Origin of the sequence: Flexivirga sp., assembly GCF_035551235.1 — a bacterium.
GTDB lineage: Bacteria > Actinomycetota > Actinomycetes > Actinomycetales > Dermatophilaceae > Flexivirga.
The window spans coordinates 51081-66744 of the sequence record NZ_DASZNO010000005.1 but is presented as its reverse complement, the minus strand read 5'-3'; the positions used below and the strand labels follow the sequence as shown (position 1 = coordinate 66744).

Below are 15664 nucleotides of genomic sequence, written 5' to 3'. Positions count from 1 at the left end.
CCTGAGCATGCCAGGTCCGGGCGTCAGGGCCCCGAGTGCCGCGGGTCCACCAGGGTCCAGGGGCCGCCGAACTTGCTGGTCACCCAGAATCCGTGGGTGGTTCGCGGAACGGCATAGAAGATCGGCCCGCCCGCGCTGGCCGTCCAGTCGAAGCCGCTTCGTGGAACCGTTGTGCCCTTGGGCGCGGGAACCGGGCCGAACCCCTGGCCCCCGTTGGTCGAGCGGACCAGGCTGCCGTCGCCGTTCGGCGCCGGGACGCCGGACATCTCGCGCGGTCCGCCGGCCGACGCGACGAGATGCTTGGCATCCGCGGCGGCGAGCCAGACCTGGCCGAGACGCGGCAGGGTCAGTGCACCGGCGGACACGCTCTGCCACGACTTCCCCGCGTCATCACTGCTCACGATCGTGTATGACGTGTGGCTGGCGCCCGACTCGAGCGGCTTGCAGAGCGCGAAGAGCTTCAGCTGCTTGCCGTTCGTGACCGGCGTGACGGTCTGCAGCGTCGTACCGCCGCAGGCGTTCGGGGAGCCGAGGCTGGTCAGCTTCGAGCCGTCCAACCGCATCGGTGCGACCGGCTTCGACCCGTCCGCAGCCGTCAGTTGGACGAAGACCTGGCCGTTCTGCACCGCGACGTTGCCGGCGCGAACCGGGCTGCTCGGCGTGACTTCCACACCCGTGCCGGAGATGCTGCTCTTGGCCGGGTCGAAGCGGCTGACGTGGATCGGACCGTTGCAGACGCCCAGACCGCAGTTGTCGGCGCTGAGCAGCACGGCCTGTCCCTGGTTGATCTCGACATCCAGCACCGTCGTGCCGGGGTGGCTCATCTTGGTGAAGCTGGCGCCGCTGTCGTGCGTCACCCACAGGTCACCGCCGAAGACGTAGCCGGTGTTCGGCGTCGCGAAGCGGGCCTGACTGAGCGCCCGCTCCGGCTGGATCTGCGGCACGGCGTTGCCGGTCGCGGCCGAGACATCGGTGCCGGTGAACGTGTGCACCGCCGCCCACGTCGCGCCGTTGGTGCCCGACTTCAGCAGCACGGGGCAGGTGTCGCCGCCGCAGGTCTGCGAACCGAACGCGTAGAGCGTGCTCTGTCCGGCATTGCTGACCGACCAGGTGCGGAAGCTGTCGGGCACCTTGGTGGGCTGCTGCTGGGGCGACACGGATGACGGGCTTGACGTCGGCACCCCGGTCTGCGCCCGGCCGGTGGCACCCACGATGGCCTCACCGCGCTGCACACCGCCGCCGATACCGTCCTGCTGCCAGAGGAACACCGCGAACAGCGCGATGATCGCGACGGCGGCGCTGGACAACAGCGCCACCCGGTTGCGTCGTCGGTTGGTCCGGCGGGCACCGCTGACGATGCGCTGCCAGTCCAGGTCGGTGGACCGCTCATCGCGCACCTGCGCCCGGGCGCTCGCGAAGAAATCCGCCACCGAATCGTGCTCGCCGGCCGGCTCACTCTCGTGTCGCTCCGTCATTGCCTCACCTCCAGCCGTTGTGCCAGCAACTTCCGGGCATCGTGCAGGTCACGTTTGACGGTGCCCTCGCTCTTACCGGTCTGCAGGGCCACCTGGGCGACCGACAGGTCGCCGAAATAGTGCAGCAGCACCACGAGCCGGAACCGCTCGGGCAACGACTCGACCGCATCGCGGACGGTCAGCCTGGTCGCCGTGTCCAAGCCGGGTTCGGCGACATCGACCGCACGGGCGTTGCCGCCCATGAACCTCTCGTATGCCGACGCCTCCCGGCCGCGCTTGCGCCAGTGGTCACGGACCTGGTTGGCGGCAGCCGTGTAGAGCCAGGCACGCGGGTCCTGCACCGTGTGCCAGTGCGTCATCAGCTTCACGAAGGCCTCCGTGGCCACGTCATGGGCCAAGTCACGGTCACCGATCAACTGCGTGGTCCAGCCGACGAGCCGCCCGAAGTGTGCGTCATACACCTCGCGGACGGCCCGTTCGACGGCTGCTTCCCCCGAAGCCACCCATCGCCACCTTTCCCGTGGGACGCGGACAGCAGCGTGCTGGCCGGTGATCGTCGCCGTCATACCTGTGCAGACGCCGCAACGGCCCGCACGGTTGGTTGCCCGCCAGTTGTGCGTAGTTGTCCGGCCGGAACTCACCACCGGCCAGCCGAAATCGTAACCCGCGCAGCTGCCTAGGCTCGGGACCATGGAGTTGCGAGACGCGGTGCTGCGGCGGCGGATGGTGCGCCGGTTCGACCCCGAGCAGGATGTCCCTCCCGAGACGGTCCGGCGCCTGCTCGAGCTGGCGGTGCGCGCGCCGAGCGCGGGCTTCAGTCAGGGCTGGGACTTCCTCGTGCTCCGTGGCACCGACCGTGACGCCTTCTGGGCAGCGACGACCGATGACGGCATACCCGACTCCTGGCTGCGTGGTGTCAGTGCCGCACCGGTGCTGATCGTCTGCTGCTCGGACAAGAACACCTACCTGCGCCGCTACGCGCGCGATGACAAGCCCTGGCAGGACGAGTCGGAGGAGCACTGGCCCGTCCCGTACTGGGACGTCGACACGGGTATGGCGGCGCTGCTGATGCTGCTGGGCGCGGTCGACGAGGGCCTCGGCGGTCTCTTCTTCGGCGTGCCGGTCGAGCGGCTGGACACGGTGCGGGAGGCCTTCGGCATACCGGCCGATCGCGGGATCGTCGGCGTGGTGGCGATCGGGCACCCCGCCGAGTCGAAACCGTCCGGCAGCACCCGCGCGGTGCGCCGCCGCGACGTCGGCGAGGTGGCCCATTTCGGGCGGTTCGGAGTCACGCGGGCCGAGTAGGCGCGCCCCGGGGCGCGCCGTATCGAGGCCCGAGCCTCAGCGCGTGGTGACCATCGTCGGGTCGAGGTCGCCCAATCGCGCGGCGCCGGCCAGGCCGAGTGCGTGGGCCAGTTCAGCGGAGAGTTCCGCCAGCATCGCCGTGACCGCGTCGCTGCCCCCGGCGGCCAGTGCCCACATGGCTGGGCGGCCCAGCATGACCGCACGTGCCCCGAGCGCGAGCGCGGTCAGTGCATCGAAGCCGTCACGCACTCCCCCGTCGACGATGACCGGCACCGAGTCGCCCACTGCCGCAACGATTTCCGGCAGAGCCACGGCCGTCGGGACGACCCGGTCCAGCTGCCTGCCGCCGTGGTTGCTGACCCAGATCCCGGACGCTCCGGCCTCCGCGCAGGCGACGGCGTCGTCCGCACGCAGCACACCCTTGACGATGACCGGCAGGTGCGAGACGTCGGCGACCCAGCCGATGTCGGTGAGCGAGAGATCGGCCCGCTGGTCGATCAGTTCCCAGATGTCCGCGACGTCGGCCGGCAGGTGGTCGCGCATGTTCGTCAGTGCCTGCTCGTCGGTCAGCGGGAGCGGACGGCTCAGCGCCGCGCTGCGGGCACGGTGCCCGACGTATGGCGTGTCCGCCGTGAGCACCATCGCAGTGGCCCCGGCAGCTGCGGCGCGTTCGATCAGCGAGGCGGTGATGGAGCGTTCGCGCATCAGATAGACCTGGAACCACCACGGCCCGTCGATCGCTGCGGCGATGTCCTCGAGGCGACGCGTCGCGCGGCTGGACACGACCATTGGTGCACCCGAGGCGGCGGCGCCGGCGGCAGTCGCGACCTCGCCGTCCGGGTGCAGTAGGGCATGAAAAGCGGTGGGAGCAATGCCGATCGGTGTCCGCCAGGGTCCGAAGAGGTCGAGCTCGGTGGTCACGGTCGAGACGTCACGCAGCACCCGCGGCCGCAACCGGTAGCGGCCCCAGGCGTCGTGTGCCTCCTGGACGGTGCGCTCGTCCCCGGAGCCGCGATTGAGATAACTCCACGTGTCCGGGGCGACGACCTGCTCGGCCCGGTCGCGAAGTTCTGCGAGCTGCTCGTGCACGGTGGTCCCTTCCTGGTGGCCTCGCCGGTGGGCTCACCTAGTCTTGCGGACATGACTTCACGCCCGGTGCGTATCGCCGTCCAGATCCAGCCCCAGCATGCGTCATACGACCAGATCCGTGACGCCCTGCGTCGCGCCGAGGATCTCGGCGTCGACGTGGCGTTCAACTGGGACCACTTCTTCCCGCTCACCGGTGACCCGGACGGCTTGCATTTCGAGTGCTGGACGATGCTCGCCGCCTGGGCGGAGCAGACCTCGCGCATTCAGCTCGGCGCGCTCGTGACCTGCAACAGCTACCGCAACCCTGACCTGCTCGCCGACATGGCGCGCACCGTCGACCACATCTCGGACGGCCGTCTCATCCTCGGCATCGGCTCCGGCTGGTTCGAAAAGGACTACGACCAATACGGATTCGACTTCAAGACGGCCGGGCGCCGGCTCGACGACCTCGCGGCCGCCCTGCCGCGCATCGAGTCCCGTCTCGCCGCTCTGAACCCGCCACCGGTCGGACCGATGCCGGTGCTGATCGGCGGTGGCGGCGAGAAGAAGACGCTGCGCCTGGTCGCGCAACACGCGAACATCTGGCACACCTTCGCCGATGCCGAGGTGCTCGAGCACAAGGTCGAGGTGTTGCGTGGGCACTGTGATGCGGTCGGCCGGCCGATGGACGACATCGAGATCTCGGTCGGTGTCGGGGGTCGCGGTCGCGACGGCGGCCTCCCCGGCGAACCCGGGGCCGAGGGCGAGCCGCTGCTCAAGCTCGGTGCGAGGCTCTTCACCATCCCGATCGCGGGCCCGGAGTTCGACCTGTCGACCGTTGAGCACTGGGTCGCATGGCGGGACCGCGTCAACGCCTGAAGCTACTCCACCGTAGTTACGGATTCCGCCTTTCTCCAACGGATTCGGACTTTAGGCTGCGGCAATGAACGCGGGTCGGTTGAGCCTTTTCGGCACGGTTGTGGTCACTGCTCTCGCCCTCTCGGGCTGCAATGCGGAGGAGGACAGTGCGGTCTCGGTTGCGCCGACCCATACCGTCATACGCACCGTCACGGCGACGGCCACGGCACCCGCTCCTCGGCACACGTCGACCCGGGCGCCCCGCCATACGACATCGAGCACCGGGCGAGCGTCGACCCATTCAGTGCAGGCTGCCCGCCCGGCCGCGAAGCCGACGGCGACCAGCACGCGCGCGGCGTTGCCTCCCGCCACCCCACGGTCGACCACGACTGCACCGAGAGCGTTCGCTCCGGCACCGGCGCGGACGACACAAGCCCCGCGCCGTACGACGGTCCCTCCGGCACCCACGACAACAGCGACCAGCGGTGCATGCACCATCAAGGGCAACATCAGCAGTGACGGCGAGAAGATCTACCACGTGCCGGGACAGCGCTACTACAACGTCACGAAGATCTCGCCCGCCAAGGGTGAGCGCTGGTTCTGCTCCGAGCAGGATGCGCTCGCGGCCGGGTGGCGCAAGGCGCTCGTCTGAGTCGATCCGCACCGTTGCCCCGGCATCCAGAGTGTCGGTGCGCACCGTTCGGGCGCGGTGAGAGAAGATGATCGGCGCCGGACCGCGAGATCAGCAGGACATCTGAAGGGCAGCAATGGCGCGCAAGAAACGCGACGAGACCGAATACATCGATGATGCGCAGCAGAACATCATCGACATCGACGTCGACGACGAGATGCAGGCGGCGTACCTCGAGTACGCCTACTCGGTCATCTACTCCCGCGCCATCCCGGACGCGCGCGACGGCCTGAAGCCGGTGCAGCGGCGCATCCTCTACGCGATGGACGAGATGCGGCTCTACCCCGACCGCAACCACGTGAAGTCCTCCCGCGTCGTCGGTGAGGTCATGGGTAAGTACCACCCGCACGGTGACACCGCGATCTACGACGCCATCGTCCGGCAGGCGCAGGACTTCACCATGCGGCTGCCGCTGGTCGACGGCCACGGCAACTTCGGCTCGCTCGACAACGGCCCCGCTGCGTCGCGTTACACCGAGGTCCGCCTGGCCGGTGCGGCACTGGAGCTGACCCGGTCCCTGGGCGAGGACACGGTCGATTTCGTCCCCAACTACGACGAGAGCGAGCAGCAGCCCGACGTGCTGCCGGCCGCCTTCCCGAACCTGCTCGTCAACGGCGCCAGCGGCATCGCGGTCGGTATGGCGACCAACATGGCACCCCACAACCTGGGCGAGGTCGTGGCCGCCGCACGCCACCTGATCACGCACCCGGACTGCTCGCTGGACGACCTGATGAAGTTCGTGCCGGGGCCGGACCTGCCGTGCGGTGGGCGCATCGTCGGCCTGGAGGGCATCCGGGACGCCTACCTGACCGGGCGCGGTTCGTTCCGGACGAGGGCGACCGCAACCATCGAAAACCTCACGCCACGAAGGAAATCCATCGTGGTCACCGAGCTGCCCTACATGGTCGGCGCGGAGAAGGTCATCGAGCGGATGAAGGACCTGGTCCAGGCCAAGAAGCTGCAGGGTATCTCCGACGTCAACGACCTGTCCGACATGAAGGGCATGCGGCTGGTCATCGACGTGAAGAACGGTTTCAACCCGGAGGCCGTGCTGGAGGCGCTCTACAAGCACACCCCGATGGAGGAATCCTTCGGCATCAACAACGTGGCGCTGGTCGACGGACGCCCGAAGACCCTGGGTCTGAAGGAACTGCTCACCGTCTACGTCGACTTCCGCATCGACGTCGTCCGTCGACGCACTGCGTTCCGGCTGAAGAAGGCCACCGACCGGCTGCACCTGGTCGACGGGTTGCTCATCGCGATCCTCGACATCGACGAGGTCATCCAGGTCATCCGCTCCTCGGACAGCGCCGGTGAGGCGCGTGGCCGGCTGATGCAGGTCTTCGACCTCTCCGAGCCGCAGGCGGAGTACATCCTCGAGCTGCAGCTGCGCCGGCTGACCAAGTTCAGCCGGATCGAGCTGGAGAAGGAGCAGGCCGAGTTGCGGGAGCAGATCGCGGCCCTGCAGGCGATCCTCGATGACGAAAAGCTTTTGCGCAAAACGGTTTCCACCGAGCTGGCGGATGTCGTGAAGACCCATGGGACGCCCCGCCGTACCGTGCTGCTGGAGGGCAACGGCACCAAGGCGGCCGCGACGGCTGCTCCGCTCGAGGTCTCCGATGACCCCTGCTGGGTGCTGCTGTCCTCGAGCGGTTTGCTCGCCCGGACGACCGACGCGACCCCCCTCTCGAGCGACGGTTCGCGGCGCAAGCACGACGTCGTCACGTCGCGAGTGCTCGCGACCGCGCGCGGCGACTTCGGTGTGGTGACCTCGGAGGGGCGCCTGGTGCGGCTCAACGCCATCGACCTGCCGACGCTGCCGCCCACCAACGATGCGCCCGCGCTGGCCGGCGGGGCGCCTCTTGCGGCATACATCGATTTGGCGAAGGGCGAGCAGCCGCTCGCTCTTGCGCCGATGTCCGACGAGGCCAACGGCCTGGCGATCGGCACCGCGAACGGTGTGGTCAAGCGGGTCAACCCCGACTATCCGAGCAAGGACTCGTTCGAGGTGATCTCCCTCAAGGACGGCGACAAGGTCGTCGGCGCCGTCGAGGTGGTCACCGGCGAGGAGGACCTCGTCTTCGTCACCTCCGATGCCCAGCTGCTGCGTTACAGCGCGAATCTCGTTCGGCCCCAGGGTCGTTCGGGTGGCGGCGTCGCCGGAGTGAAGCTCGGCGCCGGTGCTCGAACCATCTGGTTCGGCATCGTCGACACCTCGGCTCCTGCCGTGGTCGTCACCGGCGCGGGTGCGTCGGGCGCACTGCCCGGCACCGGCCCGGAGTCGGTCAAGGTCAGCCCGTATGACGAGTTCCCTGCCAAGGGCCGTGCCACCGGCGGCGTGCGCTGTCACCGCTTCCTCCGCGGCGAGGACGAGCTCGTCATCGCCTGGGCCGGCACCGCCCCCGCGCGTGCCGCCAGCCCGACCGGCGCAGCCGTCGACCTGCCTGCTGCCGACGGCAGGCGCGACGGCAGCGGCGTCCCGACGGCCGGTCAGATCGCGGCGATCGGCGGCTCGTTCCCGGCAGCACCCTCCACTGATTGAGCGGCAGGTCAACGCATTGAGCGGCGTACCAACTGGCGCACATTTGCTACGCCGCTCAACACGGGTGTACGCCGCTCAACCATCTGTTTCCGTACGCTTGACCCTCCCATACCGCCCGACGAAATGGACCGTCCGCAATGACGACGCACGCCGACCCGCAACCGCCGACCGCCTGCTCGGTGCAATGGGACGACGCCGCACTGCCGGCCTGGGGCACGGCGTCATACGCGCGGTTCTGGGTGTGCCTGGAGCAGAACGGCCCGTGGGGGCACAGCGCGATCACCCAGTCGCACCTCGACCCGGAGATCGGCAAGGCCCTGGAGCGCGCCTGCGCCGATCACGGCGGCCGGCTGCTCCTGATCCGCCGCCCCGGTCCGCACGCGGACGAGCCGCACGAAGGAGCGCACCACGTGCTGATCGCCGGTTGCCTCGAACGCGACCCGTGGCTGCTCACCGGTGAGCTCGACGATCCGGCGCAACTGCTGTCGCTGCCGTGGGACCTGCTCCTCGAGGACGACCCGGACGCCGCCACCGAGCGACTGCCGGAGCTGGAGGAGACCCGCGACCCCGCGATGCTGATCTGCACCAACGGCAAGCGCGACGTGTGCTGCGCCGTCCGTGGCCGGCCGATCGCACTCGACCTCGCCGCGAAGCACCCCGGATCGGTGTGGGAGTGCTCGCACACCGGCGGCCATCGGTTGTCCCCCACCGGCATCGCACTCCCCTCCGGGCAGACCTATGCACGCCTCACACCCGAGCTCGCCGAGATCGCACTGGCCGGCGAGCGCCGGCACGAGGTGCCGATCGAGCTCGCGACACCTGCCCATGACCGCGGGCGCAGTTGCTTCCGCAACCCCCTGCAGGTCGCCGAATCCTTTGTGCGGCACGAGATCTCGGAGCCGGCACTCACCGCGCTGACCGCGACGGGTGCGGCGGCCACCGACGGCTCATGGGAATGCGACGTCACGCACACCGATGGCCGCGCCTGGTCGGTACGTGTCTCCAGCGAGGACGGCCCCGAGCTGAAGGCGTCGTGCGTGAAGTCTGCCGTCCCGAGCAATGTATGGCGCGCCACACTCGCCGAGTGAGTTCTCGACAGGGAAGCGGTCTCGATACACCTCCTCCGCTTCGCTCCCCCGGCTACTCGACCCGCTTATAGCTTCAGATACATCACGTGCAGCCCCACGAGGCCGTCACGCGGATGCCGGAAGGCCTCCGGGACCGTCCCGATCACGGTGAACCCCAACGACTTCCAGAGCTTCACCGCAGCAGTGTTCGACTCGACAACGGCGTTGAACTGGATCGAGTGATAGCCCGCGTCGCGCAGCCACTGCACGACATACTCCCCGAGCAACCGGCCGACGCCACGACCACGCGCGGCCGACGACACCATGAAACTGGCCGTGCCGACATGGGAGCCGGGACCCGGTCGATTGGGTCCCATGTGTGCGGTGCCGAGAACGACGCCGTCCTCGTCGACCGCGACCACCGTGCATCCCGGCGGCTTCTCGAGCCACATGTCCCGAGCGAAATCCTCGGCGAGGTCAGCAGGGAACGTGTAGGTCTCACCAGCCGCGAGGACCTCCTGAACGATCGGCCAGATCGATGCCCAGTCGTCACCAGTTGCCTGACGAATGCTGATCATTCGCCAACCCTGCCATCGATCGACTGGCGGATCAGATCGGCATGCCCGTTGTGCCGGGCGTACTCCTCGATCATGTGCGTGACGATCCACCGCAGCGTGAACGGCCGGCCGCTCCGACCGTCCGGCTTCGCCGACAACGTGTCGAAGCCGTCGGTCGCGAGCGCCCGCGAGATGCCGGCGTCAGCGATTCGCACCGACTCGTCGTACAGCTCCGCGAGATCGCCGGGGGCATCGGACGCACCGGTGCGCCATTCCCAATCCGGGTCGACCTCCCAATCGACCGCCGCCCAAGGCTCCGGCTCGTCGCCGCCTCCGAGCACCTGGTGGAACCACCACACCTCGACCAGCGCGAGGTGCTTGATCATCCCGCCGAGCGTCATGTCGGACGGTGGCAACGTGACGGCGAGCTGCTCGGTCGTCAAGCCACCGGTCTTCCAGCGGAAGGTGTCGCGCTGATAGCGCAGGAAGCCGAGCAGGGTGTCGGCCTCGTTCGCGTGCGGAGCCGGATCCACGCGCGCTGTGGGATCCGGGTTCGGTGTGGTGCCTGCGGCTGCTGTCATGCCGCCACGCTAGAAGCAACCGCGGACACCGCGCCATCGAGTTCTGCGGGCCCGGCGCTCTAGGCTGCGTGTATGGCGAGCATCCGGATAGCACAGGACGAAACCGCGGACCAGCTTCTCTCGACTGATCCCTTCGCACTCTTGATCGGCATGCTGCTGGACCAGCAGTACGGCATGGAGCATGCCTTCCGCGGGCCGGCGAAGATCGTCGACAAGCTCGGCACCCTCGACCCCGGGACGATCGCGGCGCAGGACCCGGAGAAGTTCGCCGATCTCTGTTCGACCACCCCCGCCATCCATCGCTATGCCCGCTCGATGGCCGGACGTGTCCAGCAACTGGCGCAGGTCGTGCTCGACGAGTACGACGGCGACGCCTCGCGCATCTGGACGACGGCCGACACGACCGCCGAGTTGCTCAAGCGGCTGAAGTCGCTTCCCGGGTATGGCGACCAGAAGGCCCGCATCTTCGCAGCACTGCTCGGCAAGCAGCTGGGCGTCACGCCCGACGGCTGGCGCGAGGCGATCGGCCCGTATGCCGAGGTCGGCTCGTTCCGCTCGGTCGCGGACGTCGTCGACGAGACCTCACTGCAGAAGGTTCGCGAGTTCAAGAAGAGCGCCAAGGCCGCGGCGAAGGCGAAGGCCGCGAAATGAGCGATCGCCGCGTTGCCGTCATACTCTTCGAGGGATTCGAGCTGCTCGACGTCTTCGGACCCGTCGAATTGCTCCATGTGACACCGGGATTCACGATCGACTACTACGGTCCGCAACGCGGACCGATCGCCAGTTCACAGGGCGGGCAGGTCGTCGCGGAGCACGCGTATGACGAACTCGTCGACCCGGACATCATCCTGGTGCCGGGCGGCTACGGCACCCGCCCGCTGGCCGAGGACGCGGAGTTCCTGAAGCAGCTGAAGACGATCGGAACAGCAGCCAACCTCGTCACGTCCGTCTGCACCGGCTCCGGCCTGTTGGCCGCCGCAGGCCTGCTGGACTCCTACCGGGCAACCAGCAACAAGCTGGCTTTCGGGTGGGCTTCGTCATTCGGCACCGACGTCGAATGGGTGAGCACGGCGCGTTGGGTCCACGACCGCGACAGGTGGACCTCGTCGGGCGTGGCCGCCGGGATGGACATGGCGGCCGCCCTCATCGCCGACCTCTGCGGCACCGACGTCGCCCGCGAGGCGACCGTCTTCACCGAGCTGGAGGTGCACTCCGACAGCACCTGGGACCCGTTCGCGGCCATCCACGGGCTGGCGTGACCGTGGCTAGTGTGGCCGGCATGAAGCTGCGAGCGGAAGTGACGACCGAACCCTTCAAGGGCGAGGGCGACCTGCCCGGACACGTCACCGCCGCCGCAGAAGCGCTGCGCGCCCACGGACTGAAACCCGATCTGGGCCCGTTGGGCACCGCAGTGGAGGGTGACGCCGACACGGTCACGACCGCCGTACGGGATGCCGCACGTGCGGCCCTGGCCGCCGGCGCCACGCGCGTGAGCGTGCAGATCGAGCGCATCGATGACTGAGCGCGTTTCGCCCGCGACGGAGCTCGCGGCCGCATTGCAGCCCCTGTTGCAGCGCATCGGTGCAGTGGTCGTCGATGACGAGCCACAAGCCGACGACGTCCCGATCACCTTGCACGGCACCACGATCCACGTGCGCGTGCTCGACGAGCACGATCTGTCCGACGGCCTCGCCAGGCTGATCCAGACGGTCGAGCAGGAACTCGGTGGGCGCCTGTCGGAGTTGCCCCGCGCAGAGAAACAGCACGCGGTCCGCCTGCTGGAGGAACGCGGCGCCTTCGAGATGCGCCGCTCCGCGGAGACGGTTGCCGAGGCGATGGGGATGTCCCGCTTCACGATCTACAACTACCTGAACAGGGTTCGCGGCTGAACTGTCGGGCGTGAGGAGTGCGGCCAAGAATGTTCAACAAACTGTTGACTTGGATGTGATCTACGACATACTCTCGTTGACGCGATCAAATTTCATATGTTGAAACTCGCATTCCGTATAAGCGAATGACCGGTGTCCGTGGCATCTCAGTCCACCCCACGTCTCGCATGACCAGCGGAGTCTTCCCCCGGCCGGGCCGCCGAAGCGCGAAGATGCCCATGCCACCACATCATTGATGTCCACCTGCCCTGGAAGGACCGCTCGCAATGTCTGCTGCCACTGCTGAAAAAGTGCGCCCCCAAGCGAAGCACCCGGTCGACGAGGTACTCCCCCCACAGCAACTCGCCGTCTACGGACTCCAGCACGTCCTCGCGTTCTACGCCGGGGCGGTCATCGTCCCGATCCTGCTCGCCGGCGCGATCGGCCTGTCCTCCGATCAGCTGATCCACCTGATCAACGCCGACCTGTTCACCTGCGGCATCGCCTCACTGCTGCAGGCCATCGGCTTCTGGAAGGTCGGCGTCCGGCTGCCGCTGCTGCAGGGCGTGACCTTCACCGCGGTCTCGCCGATGATCATCATCGGCGTCAACGCCGGCGGTGGCGTCAACGGCCTGCTGACCATCTACGGCGCCGTGCTCGTCTCCGGTGTCGTGACGTTCCTGCTCGCGCCATACTTCGGCAAGATCGTGCGGTTCTTCCCGCCCGTGGTCACCGGGTCGGTCATCACCGTCATCGGCTTCTCACTGCTGCCGGTCGCCGCGGGTGACGCCCTGTTGCGCTGGGACCCCAAGACCCACTCCTACAGCGCATCGGTACTCAGCCAGGACGCCCATGGCACCTACCACCTGGCCGCCGGCGGCTGGAAGATCCTCTGCCTCGCACTCGGCACCGTTCTCGTCATCGTCGTCATCCAGCGCCTCTTCCGCGGCTTCATCCAGACCATCGCGGTGCTGCTCGGGCTCGCCATCGGCACCCTGATCGCCTGGTTCGCCGGCGAAGCTCACTTCGACTCCGTCAGCAGCTCCAGCTGGGTCGGTGTCACGACGCCGTTCCACTTCGGTATGCCGAAATTCGCTCTCGCCGCGATCATTTCGATGGTGCTGGTCATGCTCGTCACCATGGTGGAGACGTGCGGTGACGTCTTCGCCACCGGCGAGATCGTGGGCAAGCGAGTCGACGGCGAGGACGTCGCCCGGGCGCTGCGCGCCGACGGCCTGGCCACTTTCATCGGCGGCGTCTTCAACTCGTTCCCCTACACCTGCTTCGCGGAGAACGTCGGACTCGTCCGGCTGACCAAGATCAAGAGCCGGTATGTCGTGGCCACCGCCGCGGTCTTCATGATCATCCTCGGCCTGCTGCCCAAGGCCGGCGCGATCGTCGCCGGCATACCGTCCAGCGTGCTCGGCGGTGCGGGGCTCGCGATGTTCGCCACGGTCGCCGTGGTCGGCATCCAGACGCTCGGCAAGGTCGACTTCAACGACCACCGCAACGGCCTCATCGTGGCCACTTCGCTCGGCCTGGCGATGCTGGTGACGGCACAGCCGGGCGTCGCGACCCTGCTGCCGAAGGACTACCAGGTGTTCCTCGGCTCGGGCATCACCATCGGCTCGATCTCGGCCTTCGTGCTCTACCTGGTCTTCTTCCACATCGGCACGAGTCGCGGCGCCGGCGTCGCCACGAGCGCGACCGGGTCCGTGATCGGGCTGACACAGGTCAACGCCATGTCCAGGGACGACTTCGTGCACACCTTCGAGCCGCTCTTCCAGGGCAACTCGTGGATCATCGAGGACGCCTACGAGCAGCGGCCGTTCAAGGACACGCAGGATCTGCGGGCGTCCTTCCAGGAGGCGTTGTTCTCCGCGTCGGACGAGAAGCAGCAGTCCCTCATCGCCGGCTACCCCGACCTCGGCAGCGTGGACATCGCCGGTGGCGAGGTCGGCGAAGCGTCCACCCGCGATCGGGCTGCCATCATGCTCAGCCAGTTGCGTGACGACGAGCGCGAGGAACTCTCGACGCTGACGGCGGCATACCGGGAGAAGTTCGGCTTCCCACTGGTGACCTGCGTCCGGGAGACCGACTCCATCGAGCAGCTCGTGGAGCAGGGCCGGGCGCGGCTGGGCAACTCCCGGCAGCACGAACTCGTGACCGCCCTGCTGGAGAGCGCCAAGATCGCGGGACACCGCTTCGACGACCTCGTCGCGGACGCTGACCCGCTCGGCAACGCACGGAGCAAGATGGCGGCCACCTCGTGAGCGCCGTCAGCGTTCTCGACGGATGCACCGTCGTCACGATGGACTCCGAGCAGCATGAGTATGCCGTCGGACACGTCGTCATCGACGGCGGCCGGATCCGCTCGGTGGCACCCGGGCCCTACGTGCCGACCGGTGACGACGTCGACATCGTGGACGGCACCGGCTGCGTGCTCACACCGGGGCTGGTCAACACGCACCACCACCTCTATCAGTGGGCGACTCGCGGGTATGCCGTGGACGCAACGCTTTTCGAGTGGTTGACCGCGCTCTACCCGGTGTGGGGCAACATCAACGAGCGCGTCGTCGGCCAGGCCGCATCGGCGGGCATCGGGCACCTCGCACTGTCGGGATGCACGACGGTGATGGACCACCACTACGTCTTCCCGCGAGGCGGCGGCGACGTGCTCGGTGCCGAGATCGAGGCTGCCGGCGACATCGGCGTGCGGTTCTTCGCCACTCGCGGATCGATGGATCTGGGTCGCAGCGACGGTGGCCTGCCGCCGGATCACGTCGTGGAGTCGATCGATGAGATCCTGCACGCGAGTGCCGCCGCGATCGATCTGCACCACGATGCGTCGGCCGACTCGATGGTCCGCGTCGGCGTCGCACCGTGCTCACCCTTCTCCGTGACGACCGACCTGCTGCGTGAGGCGGCGACCCTGGCCCGCGACCGCGGCGTCCGGCTGCACACCCACCTGGCCGAGACGCTCGACGAGGATGACTTCTGCCGCGAGCGCTTCGGGCAGGCTCCGATCGACTACATGGAGTCGATCGGCTGGCTAGGCCCCGATGTGTGGTTCGCGCACGGAATCCATTTCGATGACAAGGCGATTCGGACACTGGCCCGAACGGGCACCGGTGTCGCACACTGCCCGTCGTCCAATGCGCGGCTCGGCGCAGGTGTATGCCGCACCCGGGACCTGCTCGATGCCGGAGCACCCATCGGACTCGGGGTCGACGGAGCTGCTTCCAACGAAGCGACGTCGCTGCTCGAGGAGGCGCGCCACGCGCTGCTCTTCGCACGGGCACTCGGCGGTCCGACCGCACTCGGTGTCCGGCAGGCCCTCGAGGCCGCGACGATCGGCGGCGCACGCCTGCTCGGCTGGGAGGACGAGATCGGCTCGATCGAGCCCGGCAAGCAGGCCGACGTGTGCCTCTGGCGGATGGACACCCTGGCCCATGCCGGCATCGCCGATCCGGTCGCCGGTCTCGTGCTCGGCACGCCGCCGCCCCTCGAGCTGGCGTTGGTTGCAGGGCGGCCGGTCGTCCGCGGCGGTCACCTCACGCGTGCCGACGAGGCGGCTCTGGCAGCCGGTGCCGTCGAGGCATCACGGCAGGTTCGAGCGCCGGTCCTGGCCGGCTGAGCATCCCCAAATTTC

At 68.3% G+C, this 15664-nt stretch carries 17 protein-coding genes; 11 read left to right on the top strand and 6 right to left on the bottom strand.

Going from position 1 to position 15664, the window contains the following annotated elements; all coding sequences use genetic code 11:
* Positions 1–23: 23 nt before the first annotated feature.
* Entirely contained in the window at positions 24–1475 is a 1452-nt protein-coding gene (locus VG502_RS00650; RefSeq protein WP_325547737.1) for a hypothetical protein, read from the bottom strand.
* On the bottom strand, positions 1472–1978 hold the full coding sequence (locus VG502_RS00645; RefSeq protein WP_325547735.1) for an RNA polymerase sigma factor: 507 nt from the start codon (positions 1976–1978) through the stop codon (positions 1472–1474). The genes VG502_RS00650 and VG502_RS00645 overlap by 4 nt, the downstream gene beginning before the upstream one ends.
* Before the next feature lie 187 nt (positions 1979–2165).
* Between VG502_RS00645 and VG502_RS00640 the strand changes: the two genes are divergently transcribed.
* Positions 2166–2780 carry a nitroreductase family protein gene (locus VG502_RS00640; protein WP_325547733.1) on the top strand — a complete coding sequence of 205 codons (615 nt, stop codon included), beginning with the start codon at positions 2166–2168 and terminating at the stop codon, positions 2778–2780.
* A 36-nt stretch (positions 2781–2816) separates the two neighbouring features.
* Here VG502_RS00640 and VG502_RS00635 read toward each other — a convergent pair whose 3' ends face one another.
* On the bottom strand, positions 2817–3869 hold the full coding sequence (locus tag VG502_RS00635; RefSeq protein ID WP_325547731.1) for an alpha-hydroxy acid oxidase: 1053 nt from the start codon (positions 3867–3869) through the stop codon (positions 2817–2819).
* A gap of 51 nt (positions 3870–3920) precedes the next feature.
* Between VG502_RS00635 and VG502_RS00630 the strand changes: the two genes are divergently transcribed.
* Entirely contained in the window at positions 3921–4727 is an 807-nt protein-coding gene (locus VG502_RS00630; RefSeq protein ID WP_325547729.1) for an LLM class F420-dependent oxidoreductase, read from the top strand.
* 51 nt (positions 4728–4778) lie between these two features.
* On the opposite strand, the gene VG502_RS00625 is transcribed toward VG502_RS00630, so the two are convergent.
* On the bottom strand, positions 4779–5204 hold the full coding sequence (locus VG502_RS00625) for a hypothetical protein (protein ID WP_325547728.1): 426 nt from the start codon (positions 5202–5204) through the stop codon (positions 4779–4781).
* Between the two features lie 40 nt (positions 5205–5244).
* On the opposite strand from VG502_RS00625, the gene VG502_RS21870 reads away from it, so the two are divergent.
* The 3 genes from VG502_RS21870 (at position 5245) to VG502_RS00615 (ending at position 9027) form a co-directional block, all read left to right on the top strand.
* Positions 5245–5358 (top strand): sunset domain-containing protein, encoded by a 114-nt coding sequence (locus VG502_RS21870; RefSeq protein ID WP_473964762.1) that lies wholly within the window; start codon positions 5245–5247, stop codon positions 5356–5358.
* Positions 5359–5473: 115 nt separating this feature from the next.
* Positions 5474–7939, top strand: a complete 2466-nt coding sequence (locus VG502_RS00620) for a DNA gyrase/topoisomerase IV subunit A (protein ID WP_325547726.1) — start codon at positions 5474–5476, stop codon at positions 7937–7939.
* 137 nt (positions 7940–8076) lie between these two features.
* Positions 8077–9027: a sucrase ferredoxin gene (locus tag VG502_RS00615; RefSeq protein ID WP_325547724.1), complete on the top strand. Its 951-nt coding sequence runs from the start codon at positions 8077–8079 to the stop codon at positions 9025–9027.
* Between the two features lie 65 nt (positions 9028–9092).
* On the opposite strand, the gene VG502_RS00610 is transcribed toward VG502_RS00615, so the two are convergent.
* Positions 9093–9584: a GNAT family N-acetyltransferase gene (locus tag VG502_RS00610; RefSeq protein ID WP_325547722.1), complete on the bottom strand. Its 492-nt coding sequence runs from the start codon at positions 9582–9584 to the stop codon at positions 9093–9095.
* The gene (locus VG502_RS00605) at positions 9581–10144 is read right to left on the bottom strand and encodes a DinB family protein (RefSeq protein ID WP_325547720.1); all 564 of its coding nucleotides are present in this window, start codon (positions 10142–10144) and stop codon (positions 9581–9583) included. The genes VG502_RS00610 and VG502_RS00605 overlap by 4 nt, the downstream gene beginning before the upstream one ends.
* 72 nt (positions 10145–10216) lie before the next feature.
* Between VG502_RS00605 and VG502_RS00600 the strand changes: the two genes are divergently transcribed.
* The 6 genes from VG502_RS00600 (at position 10217) to VG502_RS00575 (ending at position 15649) form a co-directional block, all read left to right on the top strand.
* Positions 10217–10795: an HhH-GPD-type base excision DNA repair protein gene (locus VG502_RS00600; protein WP_325547718.1), complete on the top strand. Its 579-nt coding sequence runs from the start codon at positions 10217–10219 to the stop codon at positions 10793–10795.
* A complete protein-coding gene (locus tag VG502_RS00595) occupies positions 10792–11403 on the top strand; it encodes a DJ-1/PfpI family protein (protein ID WP_325547716.1) in 612 nt (203 codons plus the stop codon). Before VG502_RS00600 ends, VG502_RS00595 begins: the two co-directional genes overlap by 4 nt.
* A 20-nt stretch (positions 11404–11423) precedes the next feature.
* Complete coding sequence (locus VG502_RS00590) at positions 11424–11666, top strand: thiamine-binding protein (RefSeq protein ID WP_325547714.1); 243 nt, start codon at positions 11424–11426, stop codon at positions 11664–11666.
* Positions 11659–12033: a helix-turn-helix domain-containing protein gene (locus VG502_RS00585; RefSeq protein WP_325547713.1), complete on the top strand. Its 375-nt coding sequence runs from the start codon at positions 11659–11661 to the stop codon at positions 12031–12033. Before VG502_RS00590 ends, VG502_RS00585 begins: the two co-directional genes overlap by 8 nt.
* 266 nt (positions 12034–12299) lie before the next feature.
* Positions 12300–14285 carry a 2-oxo-4-hydroxy-4-carboxy-5-ureidoimidazoline decarboxylase gene (gene uraD / locus VG502_RS00580; RefSeq protein ID WP_325547712.1) on the top strand — a complete coding sequence of 662 codons (1986 nt, stop codon included), beginning with the start codon at positions 12300–12302 and terminating at the stop codon, positions 14283–14285.
* Complete coding sequence (locus VG502_RS00575) at positions 14282–15649, top strand: 8-oxoguanine deaminase (protein WP_325547710.1); 1368 nt, start codon at positions 14282–14284, stop codon at positions 15647–15649. Before uraD ends, VG502_RS00575 begins: the two co-directional genes overlap by 4 nt.
* Positions 15650–15664 lie beyond the last annotated feature (15 nt).